The 10,192-nt window shown below is 42.6% G+C and carries 8 protein-coding genes and 5 tRNA genes; 1 reads left to right on the top strand and 12 read right to left on the bottom strand.

Annotation, left to right across the window (positions count from 1 at the left end):
* Positions 1–138: 138 nt before the first annotated feature.
* The 12 genes from FTU36_RS06505 to tpiA form a co-directional block, all read right to left on the bottom strand.
* Positions 139–804 (bottom strand): M48 family metallopeptidase, encoded by a 666-nt coding sequence (locus tag FTU36_RS06505; RefSeq protein WP_180039978.1) that lies wholly within the window; start codon positions 802–804, stop codon positions 139–141.
* A 166-nt stretch (positions 805–970) separates the two neighbouring features.
* The gene (locus tag FTU36_RS06500; protein ID WP_078189413.1) at positions 971–1,378 is read right to left on the bottom strand and encodes a ribosome-binding factor A; all 408 of its coding nucleotides are present in this window, start codon (positions 1,376–1,378) and stop codon (positions 971–973) included.
* On the bottom strand, positions 1,378–4,071 hold the full coding sequence (gene infB / locus FTU36_RS06495) for a translation initiation factor IF-2 (RefSeq protein WP_111884116.1): 2,694 nt from the start codon (positions 4,069–4,071) through the stop codon (positions 1,378–1,380). Before infB ends, FTU36_RS06500 begins: the two co-directional genes overlap by 1 nt.
* 10 nt (positions 4,072–4,081) lie before the next feature.
* Positions 4,082–5,566, bottom strand: coding sequence for a transcription termination factor NusA (gene nusA, locus FTU36_RS06490; RefSeq protein WP_078192558.1), 1,485 nt, complete (start codon positions 5,564–5,566; stop codon positions 4,082–4,084).
* Between the two features lie 35 nt (positions 5,567–5,601).
* Positions 5,602–6,126 (bottom strand): ribosome maturation factor RimP, encoded by a 525-nt coding sequence (gene rimP / locus FTU36_RS06485; protein WP_078192559.1) that lies wholly within the window; start codon positions 6,124–6,126, stop codon positions 5,602–5,604.
* 216 nt (positions 6,127–6,342) lie between these two features.
* Positions 6,343–6,419: transfer RNA gene (locus FTU36_RS06480), tRNA-Met, on the bottom strand.
* 90 nt (positions 6,420–6,509) lie between these two features.
* A tRNA-Met gene (locus FTU36_RS06475) sits at positions 6,510–6,586 on the bottom strand.
* A gap of 58 nt (positions 6,587–6,644) precedes the next feature.
* Positions 6,645–6,721, bottom strand: a tRNA-Met gene (locus FTU36_RS06470).
* Positions 6,722–6,794: 73 nt separating this feature from the next.
* Positions 6,795–6,871: transfer RNA gene (locus FTU36_RS06465), tRNA-Met, on the bottom strand.
* A gap of 48 nt (positions 6,872–6,919) precedes the next feature.
* Positions 6,920–7,004 (bottom strand) — tRNA-Leu (locus FTU36_RS06460).
* A gap of 52 nt (positions 7,005–7,056) precedes the next feature.
* Positions 7,057–7,386: a preprotein translocase subunit SecG gene (secG, locus tag FTU36_RS06455; RefSeq protein WP_078192560.1), complete on the bottom strand. Its 330-nt coding sequence runs from the start codon at positions 7,384–7,386 to the stop codon at positions 7,057–7,059.
* Positions 7,387–7,399: 13 nt separating this feature from the next.
* On the bottom strand, positions 7,400–8,191 hold the full coding sequence (tpiA, locus tag FTU36_RS06450; protein ID WP_180004673.1) for a triose-phosphate isomerase: 792 nt from the start codon (positions 8,189–8,191) through the stop codon (positions 7,400–7,402).
* Positions 8,192–8,466: 275 nt separating this feature from the next.
* Here tpiA and pilB point away from each other — a divergent pair, with 275 nt between their 5' ends.
* The gene (gene pilB / locus FTU36_RS06445) at positions 8,467–10,176 is read left to right on the top strand and encodes a type IV-A pilus assembly ATPase PilB (protein ID WP_180004674.1); all 1,710 of its coding nucleotides are present in this window, start codon (positions 8,467–8,469) and stop codon (positions 10,174–10,176) included.
* The last annotated feature ends 16 nt before the right edge of the window (positions 10,177–10,192 follow it).

Raw genomic sequence — 10,192 nt, 5'->3', positions numbered from 1 at the left:
CTGATGCTAGTTGGTCTAACACCTTGCAATGTTTGTCTTTTATACGTAATTTAAGGGTTTTCATGTACTTATATTAACAATCAAAACTCAAGGAAAATAGTCCTTAGTTAAATCAAACGACACTTCAGGTCGTGTCGCTTATATCTCTGACCTGAAGGACAGAGTTTTACGCTCCATTTGATAAAACAGCTGTGCCATCACGGCATTCTGTCTTGAAACAAAATTTTTCCGCTCATTAATCTGTAAACTGGCCTGCTCTCGTATGGCATCGTATTCCGCTGTTGTGAGTTTTCGCTGATTCTTCCAGTGCGCATCAGGTACATAACCTGTTCCATAATGTACATTCAACAATGGCAATTCATGAAAATATTTTGCTGTCGCACGTTTTTCTTTGGCTGTTAAAATATTCAGATGAATCCATTCACTGCCAAGATGAATCGATGGATCACGCTTCATACCTTCAGCAATCCATTTTTTGGCTAGTGAAATATTGCCGATCAACTCATAAGCTGTGCCTAAATTCACTGCCGTCTTCGGTAAACCTGGATGCTCATTTTCAATTGCACGTAAAACCTTAATGGCTAAATCGTAACGGCCTGCGTAGATCTGATGTACGGCATAATCATTTTCTGCCTGATAGTCTATTGGGCTAGGATGCCTTGAGACAAAGTTCTTCAATTTTTCGTCATGATGTTCTTCGTGTTGATTTTCTTTTTCTGAATCAGATGTATAAAAATCTTCTACATAGGTATTTAAACATGCCCAACTTGGCATAGTGATGAGTAATATGCTGCTCAATAGCATGATTTTTTTTCATTTCATTGTTTTTACAGATAGGCGGATTGAATATCATGTTCGACCTGTCTTTCATTAGCACATTATAATTTTAAAGTGATTGAGTTTTTAAGTTACTGCTATTCAAACATAAAAAAGCCACCCGAAGGTGGCTTTTTTCATTCAGCGAACTGAATTATTCATCATCTTTTTTTGCTTCGTCAGTAGGAGGTAAGTCCTTGACCGCTTCCGCAATTAGACCAAACATATAGTTGCCATAAGCATTTGTTTTGTCGTAATGGAAACGCAAACGTGGCGTAATACGTGTTTTGATACGACGGCTTAGTTCATGACGCAAGAAACCAGATGCTTTATTCAAGACATCTAAAGTCTCTTTATTTGCGGCTTCACTTTGCTCATCGCCTAGCTCACGACCCATTACAGTCACATAAACTTCGGCATATCCTAAGTCTGGGCTCACCTTCACGGCAGAGATGGTCACAAGACCACCTAAGCGTGGATCTTTCAGCTCCTGACGGATCAGTTCTGACAACTCACGTTGTACTGTATCCGCCATACGCTTCAGACGTTGACTACCCGCCATTAAAGACTCCGTTTAATCAATTGAACATCGTACACTTCGATCTTATCTTGTGCTTTGATGTCTTTATAGCCTTTCACCGCAAGACCACATTCCATACCGGCACGAACTTCTTCAACCACATCTTTGTAGCGACGAAGAGATTCAAGCTCGCCTTGGAATACCACCACGTCATCACGTAATACGCGAATCGGTTTATTACGGTGTAATGTACCTTCAAGTACCATACAACCTGCAGCAGCACCGAATTTACTTGAGTGGAACACTTCACGTACTTCAGCAACACCAAGAATTGTTTCACGGTGCTCAGGCGCTAATTTACCGCTCATCGCATCTTTCACATCATCAATTAATTGATAGATGATCGAGTAGTAACGAATGTCGATACCATCAGCATCAGCTTTTTGACGTGCAGTATTATCAGCACGTACGTTAAAGCCGAGAAGAACCGCTTCTGATGATTCAGCAAGTGTTACGTCAGACTCAGTGATCGCACCAACACCTGAACCAATAATACGTACTTTCACTTCATCAGTTGCAAGTTCAGCAAGTGCAACGTGTAATGCTTCCAAAGTACCACGTACGTCTGTTTTCAATACCACGTTGACAATAGGCACATCTTTCTTGCCCATAGACGCCATGATATTTTCAAGACGCATCGCAGATTGACGCTCAAGACGTTTTTGACGTTCACGATCCATACGCGCATCAGCAACTTCACGTGCTTTTTTCTCGTCATTTACAACAAGAACTTCATCACCCGCCATTGGCGCTTCTGGTAGACCCAAGATTTCCACAGGAATCGAAGGACCAGCAGATTTAATACGTTGACCATTTTCATCTGTCATTGCACGTACACGACCGTATGACGAACCTGCAAGAACAAGGTCACCCACTTTCAATGTACCGTTTTGAACAAGAATCGATGTTACCGCACCACGTCCTTTGTCTACACGTGCTTCAATTACAACACCTTGTGCCGCACCCTCTTCAGATGCTTTAAGCTCAAGAAGTTCGGCTTGAATTGAGATCAAGTCAAGAAGTTCGTCGATACCTGCACCGCTGTGCGCAGAAACCATTGCCACTGGAACGTCACCGCCCCATTGCTCAGGTACGATTTCTTTCGTCGTCAACTCATTCAATACGCGATCTGGATCAGCAGACTCTTTATCCATTTTGTTGATAGCAACAATAATTGGCGTACCTGCTGCACGTGCATGGTCAATCGCTTCCGCAGTTTGTGGCATAACACCATCATCTGCTGCAACAACCAACACTACGATATCTGTAGATTTCGCACCACGTGAACGCATTGCAGTAAATGCTGCGTGTCCCGGTGTATCTAAGAAAGTAATAATACCTTTTTCAGTTTTCACATGGTAAGCACCAATATGCTGTGTGATACCACCTGCTTCACCTGCAGCCACTTTAGAGCGACGAATACGGTCAAGAAGTGATGTTTTACCATGGTCAACGTGACCCATAATTGTCACAACTGGCGGACGAGTGGTTTGGACACCACGCGCTTCTTCAGCTGCTTCAAGTAAGTTGTCTTCTGCTTGTGTATCCGAAACAAGTACTGGATTGTGACCCATTTCTTCAACAACAAGTGCTGCAATTTCTTGATCAATCGCTTGGTTTTGAGTAACCAATTCGCCCATTTTCATGAGTGATTTGATAACTTCGCGAACTTTAACCGCCATTTTCGCAGCCAAGTCAGCAACAACAATTGTTTCACCAATTTCAACATCATAAACTTGTTTTTTAACTGGTTTTTCAAAGCCATGCTTGTTCGCTTGACTTGTTTTTAAACCACGTTTATGTGAGTTATCACGGAAAGATTGCTCTTCGCCACGACGACCACCTTTTTTAGGTGAACGTGAATTGTTGGTATTGGTACCACGTTTAATTTCACGGTCTTCTTTCGCAAATGAATCTTCATATGCCTGACCTACAAGGCCGGCAGCAAGCGGAGAATCATCTACAACACGAATGGTCGCAGTAGTGTCTTCGTTAGAATACTTAGACGCCATTTGACGCATTTGCTCAAGCGTACGTTGTTGCGCTTCTTCAGCGGCTTTACGACGCGCCGCTTCTTCTACAGCTTTCAATTGTGCTGCTTGAGCTTCACGTGCTTTTTTCTGTTCTAGAGTTTCAACAGGTTTTGTAATTGGCTTGTTGTTTGACTTACGTTTTACAACAACCGCAGCTTTCGGTGTTTCTTGCTTCGCATGTTCTTGCTTCGCAGCAGCACGCATTGCTTCTAAAGCTTGTTTCGCTTTAGATACTGGTTGTTGCTTCGGTTCTTCAGCTTTCGCTTCAACCTTAGGTTCCTGTTTACGTGCTTGTTGGTCAGCTTGTGCTTTCGCTAATGCTTCAGCTTTAATTTGCTCAGGATCCGGTTTAACAAATGTATGTTTCTTACGAACTTCTACATTAATCGTTTTTGCCTTGCCCGATGTACTCGCCACTTTAGCAGTACTGGTAGTTTTACGTTTCAACGTGATTTGTCCTGCATTGCCCGCATCCTGACCATGAACTTTTTTCAAATGGTTAACGAGGGCATTTTGTTGTTCAGTGGAGATAATATCGTCAGGTTTAGTTTGTGGTAAACCCGCATCACGAACCTGTTCCAGCAGCTTCTCAACTGGACGACCCACGCTGAGAGCTAACTCCTTAATCGACTTGTCCGTCATATATTACCTCCTAGTTAAACCATGATTCGCGCGCTTTCATAATAAGTTGACCTGCTTTTTCAGCACCTAAACCTTCGATATCAGAGATATCGTCAGTGGCTTGATCTGCAAGATCATCTACAGTTACCACACCGCGAGCGGCAAGCGCATATGCGATTTCTTTAGTCACGCCTTCCATTGCAGCAAGCTCTTCGCTTGGCTCTTGGATGTTTTCTTGTTGCTTCAATGCATCAGCCAATGCAATTTCTTTTGCACGACCTTGTAGCATTTCAACAGTTTCAGCATCAAGTTCGATCTCATCGAATGTTTCCGCAGGAACATACGCGATTTCTTCTAATGATGTGAAGCCCATTTCAACCAACGCCATCGCTAAGTCTTCATCAATATCTAGACGTGTAACAAACATATCTAAATATTGTTGCGCTTCGTTTTGTTGACGTGCGTGATATTCTTCTTCAAGCATCATATTGAGCTTGTAACCAGTCAATTCAGATGCTAAACGTACGTTTTGACCTTGAGAGCCAATTGCACGCGCTAACTGATCACTCGTTGCAAAAATAATATCTGCAGTGCGTTCTTCTTCATCAATCACGATACCTGATACATCAGCAGGCTCTAAAGCACTTGCAATGTACTGTGCCGCGTCATCCGACCAAACGACTACATCAATACGCTCACCATTCAACTCTGACTGAACCGCTTGGATACGTGTACCACGCATACCAATACATGCACCTACAGGATCAATACGGTGATCGTTTGTTTTCACAGCGATTTTAGCACGAACGCCAGGTTGGCGTGCAGCTGCCTTAATCTCAATGATTTCTTCAGCAATTTCAGGAATTTCTTTCTTCATCAATGCGATTAGCATTTCTGGTTTAGAACGCGAAAGTAATAACTGAGCACCACGGCCTTCACGGTTCACATTAAACAAAATCGCGTTTACACGTTGTTTAGGACGTAGAATTTCTTTAGCGATCATTTCTTCACGCGCAAGATATGCTTCTGCATTGTCACCTAAATCAATGATAAAGCCATCTTTGGTTTGTTTTTTCACTTCACCGTAGATGAGTTCACCAACTTTAGATTCGTAAGCATCTGCAATTAGTGCACGCTCTGCTTCACGAATTTTTTGAACAATCACTTGTTTCGCAATTTGTGCCGCAATTCGACCGAAATCAATCGATTCAACTTCAAGTTCACGAATATCCCCAATTGCCCATTTTGCAGGATCTACATCAGAGATCGCATCTTGGCATGCTGGCATTTCGTGATCTTCGTCGGCAACCACTTCCCATTGACGGAAAGTACGGTAATCACCAGTACGACGGTCGATTTCTACACGTAGACGAGCTTCTTCCGAGTGAGTTCCCTCGTAGAATTTCTTCTTAGTCGCTGCAACTAAAGCTTGTTCAAGCGCTTCAAAAATTGCATCACGACTTACACCTTTTTCGTTACTAACCGTTTCTACTACGGTAAGAATTTCACGAGCCATAAGTCACCTATTCGTTCAGATTCTTATTTATTAAATTAATCTTGGAAAACCAGATTTGCTTTATCAATATTGTGGCTGTCAATATCCAACACTTGTTGCTTTTCAACTTCAACCTGAATCATTTCGTTCTCAAGGTCTACGTTAACAAGTTTGGCTTGGAATTTACGACGATTATCCACAGCACTGATCAAACGCAAAGCGACTTGCTGACCAATGTATGCCGTCATTTGTTCCAATTTAAAGAACTGACGATCCCAACCTGGAGATGACACTTCTAATGCATATTCGCCTGAAATTGGATCATGTACATCCAACATCGCACCCACTTGCTGAGTGACACGAACACAGTCCTGCACGCCGATACCACGGCCTTGCTCAACTTCGCCATCTTCATTGATGACAGGTTCTGCATTTTCATCAACTTCACGGTCGATATAAATACGTAACAGTGAACGTTTTCCTTGAGGTTGGAAATCAATCCCCCAAAGTTCTACATCACATGCTTGCACCGCTGGGGCAATTAAGTCCTGAAGTGCTTGAGTTTTATTTGATAGCTTCATTTACTCTCGTCAAATTTGTGCGATTCGATGGTCGAAATGACCACTACAGACCAATACGAAACTATAGTAGTAGTGAAACATGACGGTTTGACCAAAATACTGTCGACACTACACGATAGCCAATAAAAAAGGGCGTAAATCGCCCCATTATTACACAGAAAACCATAGTCCACTGTGCAAAAAGGCCCACCTAGTTGTGAGCCTCTTTTAGAAACTTGGTAGCGGGAGCTGGATTTGAACCAACGACCTTCGGGTTATGAGCCCGACGAGCTACCAGACTGCTCCATCCCGCATCAACATGCAAAAATTATATACAATTTCTTGGTCATTTTCAATCTAAAACAACCTGAAGAATTGCCCTACTGAGTTGCATCTCAGAGGATTGGTAGCGGGAGCTGGATTTGAACCAACGACCTTCGGGTTATGAGCCCGACGAGCTACCAGACTGCTCCATCCCGCATCAACATCACAATGACTTTCAGATAAACTGCTTATATAAATTGTGCGCTATATAAGATTGGTAGCGGGGGCTGGATTTGAACCAACGACCTTCGGGTTATGAGCCCGACGAGCTACCAGACTGCTCCACCCCGCATCAATATGCAAATAGTTCTCTCAGCTTTAAAAGCTGTCCATTTAAAAGTTTGCATCTTAAAAATAGAATTGATTGGTAGCGGGAGCTGGATTTGAACCAACGACCTTCGGGTTATGAGCCCGACGAGCTACCAGACTGCTCCATCCCGCATCAACAGAGTTTTGCTGCATACACCAACTTATGTTCTGGATTATAAGTTGGTGCGGAAGGGGGGACTTGAACCCCCACGCCCGAAAGCACTACCACCTCAAGGTAGCGTGTCTACCAATTCCACCACCACCGCAGCTGTGACGCATTCTAGTCGCAACACGTCAAAAAAGAAAGCGCTAAATAAATTATTCAGCGCTTTTTGGTGCAGTTGGCGAAGTTTCAGCCGATTTTGCTGGCGCAGTCGGTACTGAAGAAATCGCATTCAGACTATAAGCATCTGTCGTTTGTTTCTTTGCAAACACAGCAAGTGTCAAGCTCGTAACGAAGAACAAAGCCGTTAAAATCGCAGTCAAACGGGTCATAAAGTTACCCGAACCCGATGCACCAAATACAGTTGCAGCACCGCCGCCACCAAAAGATGCACCCGCATCTGCGCCTTTACCATGCTGAACTAAAATCAGCACGATCATTAAAATCGCTAAGATAATATGTACCACCAGCACAAACGTATGCATGCTGAACTCCTAATTATTTTGTATTTGCAAATGCTTGAGCAATTTTATAAAACGACTCTGCATTTAATGATGCACCACCGACCAGCGCACCATTGATATCCGGACAGGCTGCCAACTCTACTGCATTTTCAGGTTTTACACTACCACCATAAAGAATCGCAGTATGAAGTCCCATCGGGGTGATTTGGCTTAAACCTTCACGAATTTTAGCATGCATCGCTTGCGCATCTTCAGGTGACGCTGTTTTCCCTGTGCCAATGGCCCAAATTGGCTCATAAGCCACCACAATTTGTTTCCACTGCTCTGCTTGTACGACAGCAGCAATATCACATATTTGTTGTAACACAACCTGTTCTGCTTGGCCGCTTTCACGTTGTTCTAAGCTTTCACCCACGCAATAAATCACAGTCAAACCCGCGTTTAATGCATTTTTTACTTTTTCATTAATGATATGCGGTTGATCAGCAAAAATTTCACGGCGTTCTGAATGACCAATCAGTACAAATTCAACACCATAATCTTTTAATAGCTCAGCACTGAGCTCACCCGTATATGCACCTGTACCTGCGACGCGAGAAACATCTTGTGCAACAGTCATAATATGACGGCTAGCCTGTGCTAATTCATTTTGCACCGTGGTCAGAGCAATAGCTGTTGGTGCAACCCCAATATGGCATGCCGCTTCAGCAATATTTTGTTCATCTAATAATTGCTTAAAATTCTTAAGAAGTGCGCCAGCATCGGCTTGCAATGGGTTCATTTTCCAGTTACCCACTACCCAAGGCGTAATCGTCGAACCCGACATATTTATCCCACATGACAAAGATGAAATCGGGCACATTCTACACGTAATTCATAATTTTGAAGATAAATTTCAACACATTTGCGTGTTCGAATGACTCTAGTCATTCCAAGATCTTCACTTTTCTGTAAAAAAATTAAGCAGATTTAAGGACTGGTTCATGCTTTTTACCAATTCTTAGCTAGTGACAACACTTTAAGATATGGTATTTTTGTGCAACAAAAGTATAATTTTGCTATACCAATTATAAACAGACTGAAGCATAGGCAAGTAAAAGCATGACAGCAGTTCAAGGTTCTTCAAGATTTACGGGGTTTATTCGTCGCTTAGTTGACGAAGGGCATCTGTCTGCCGAAAAAATGCAAACAGCGCTGCAAAATTCAAAAAAGGCTCATCAAGATATCGTGCCGCATTTGATTCAGGAATATCAACTTTCAGCACGCCTGATTGCAGAAACCATCTCGATAGAGTTCGGTGAACCGGTTTTTGATATTTCAACTTATGACACGTCTTTAATCATTCGTGATGAGTTTGAAGATAAGTTAATTACCAAGCATCGTATTTTGCCCATTTTTAAACATGGCAATTTGTTATTCGTTGCGATCAGTAATCCCACCAATATTGAAGCTGTAGATGCTATCCGATTTGGTAGTAAGCTCAATACCGAAACCATTATTGTTGAACATGACAAACTTGAAAAGTTAATTGAGCAGAACTTCGCTGAAGAAAGTACTTTCGACTTTGATGATGACTTTGATCTTGATTTAGAACAGGAAACGATAGACCCAGCTGAACAAGCAGATGAAAAAGACAATGGTGATGAAGCGCCGATTGTTAAATACATCAATAAGCTGCTAGTCGATGCGATTCGTATGGGTGCATCTGACTTACATTTCGAACCCTACGAAAAGACCTATCGCGTCCGCTACCGTGTCGATGGCGTGTTAAGAACAATTACCAATCCGCCCTTGCAACTTGCGACTCGACTTGCTTCGCGTTTAAAAGTCATGTCACAAATGGACATCTCGGAAAAACGTATTCCACAAGACGGTCGTATCAAGTTAAAGCTGTCAAAGAACAAAGCCATCGACTTCCGTGTGAACTCCTTACCGACCTTGTTTGGTGAAAAACTTGTTCTACGCATCCTTGACCCTTCTAGTGCGATGTTAGGGATTGATGCGTTGGGTTATGAACCGGATCAAAAAGAACTGTTCATGCAGGCTTTAGAAAAACCGCAAGGCATGTTGCTCATTACCGGTCCAACGGGTTCCGGTAAAACCGTATCTTTATATACAGGTCTAAACATTCTTAACCGTGAAGATACCAACATTTCAACGGCCGAAGACCCTGTGGAAATTAACTTAGAAGGGATCAATCAGGTCAACGTAAATAATAAAGTCGGCCTCACCTTCTCTGCAGCATTGAAGTCATTCTTACGTCAAGACCCTGATATTGTGATGGTCGGTGAGATTCGAGATTTAGAAACGGCTGAAATTGCCATTAAAGCAGCTCAAACGGGTCACATGGTGATGTCTACACTACATACCAATAGTGCACCTGAAACATTGACACGCTTACGCAATATGGGCGTGCCCTCATTTAACATTGCGACATCCGTGAACCTTGTCATTGCGCAGCGACTTGCGCGTCGCCTATGTTCACAATGTAAAGAAACAGTAGAGGTACCAAAACAAAGTCTACTGGAACTTGGTTTTACTGAAGACGATTTAAATACACCAGAATTTCAAATATACCAACCTGTCGGTTGTTCCGAATGCCGCGAAGGCTATAAAGGTCGTGTCGGTATATATGAAGTCATGAAAGTGACACCTGAAATTTCAAGAATTATTATGGAAGATGGCAATGCCTTACAAATTGCCGAAGCTTCAAATCAAGCAGGTTTTAACAATTTACGCCGTTCAGGCTTAATTAAGGTCATGCAGGGGGTGACTTCACTTCAAGAAGTCAATCGTGTGACCAGTGAGTAAGTGAATTAGTATTTAA

The sequence above is a fragment of the Acinetobacter sp. YH12096 genome (genome assembly GCF_013419215.1).
GTDB lineage: Bacteria > Pseudomonadota > Gammaproteobacteria > Pseudomonadales > Moraxellaceae > Acinetobacter > Acinetobacter amyesii.
Note: the sequence above shows the minus strand (reverse complement) of the source record. Positions and strands in the feature narration are given on the sequence as shown.

Bases quoted from the DNA above. Each gene is read 5' to 3' on its own strand.
- FTU36_RS06505 (WP_180039978.1), bottom strand. From the start codon at position 804: ATGCTATTGAGCAGCATATTACTCATCACTATGCCAAGTTGGGCATGT.
- FTU36_RS06500 (WP_078189413.1), bottom strand. From the start codon at position 1,378: ATGGCGGGTAGTCAACGTCTGAAGCGTATGGCGGATACAGTACAACGT.
- infB (WP_111884116.1), bottom strand. From the start codon at position 4,071: ATGACGGACAAGTCGATTAAGGAGTTAGCTCTCAGCGTGGGTCGTCCA.
- nusA (WP_078192558.1), bottom strand. From the start codon at position 5,566: ATGGCTCGTGAAATTCTTACCGTAGTAGAAACGGTTAGTAACGAAAAA.
- rimP (WP_078192559.1), bottom strand. From the start codon at position 6,126: ATGAAGCTATCAAATAAAACTCAAGCACTTCAGGACTTAATTGCCCCA.
- secG (WP_078192560.1), bottom strand. From the start codon at position 7,386: ATGCATACGTTTGTGCTGGTGGTACATATTATCTTAGCGATTTTAATG.
- tpiA (WP_180004673.1), bottom strand. From the start codon at position 8,191: ATGTCGGGTTCGACGATTACGCCTTGGGTAGTGGGTAACTGGAAAATG.
- pilB (WP_180004674.1), top strand. From the start codon at position 8,467: ATGACAGCAGTTCAAGGTTCTTCAAGATTTACGGGGTTTATTCGTCGC.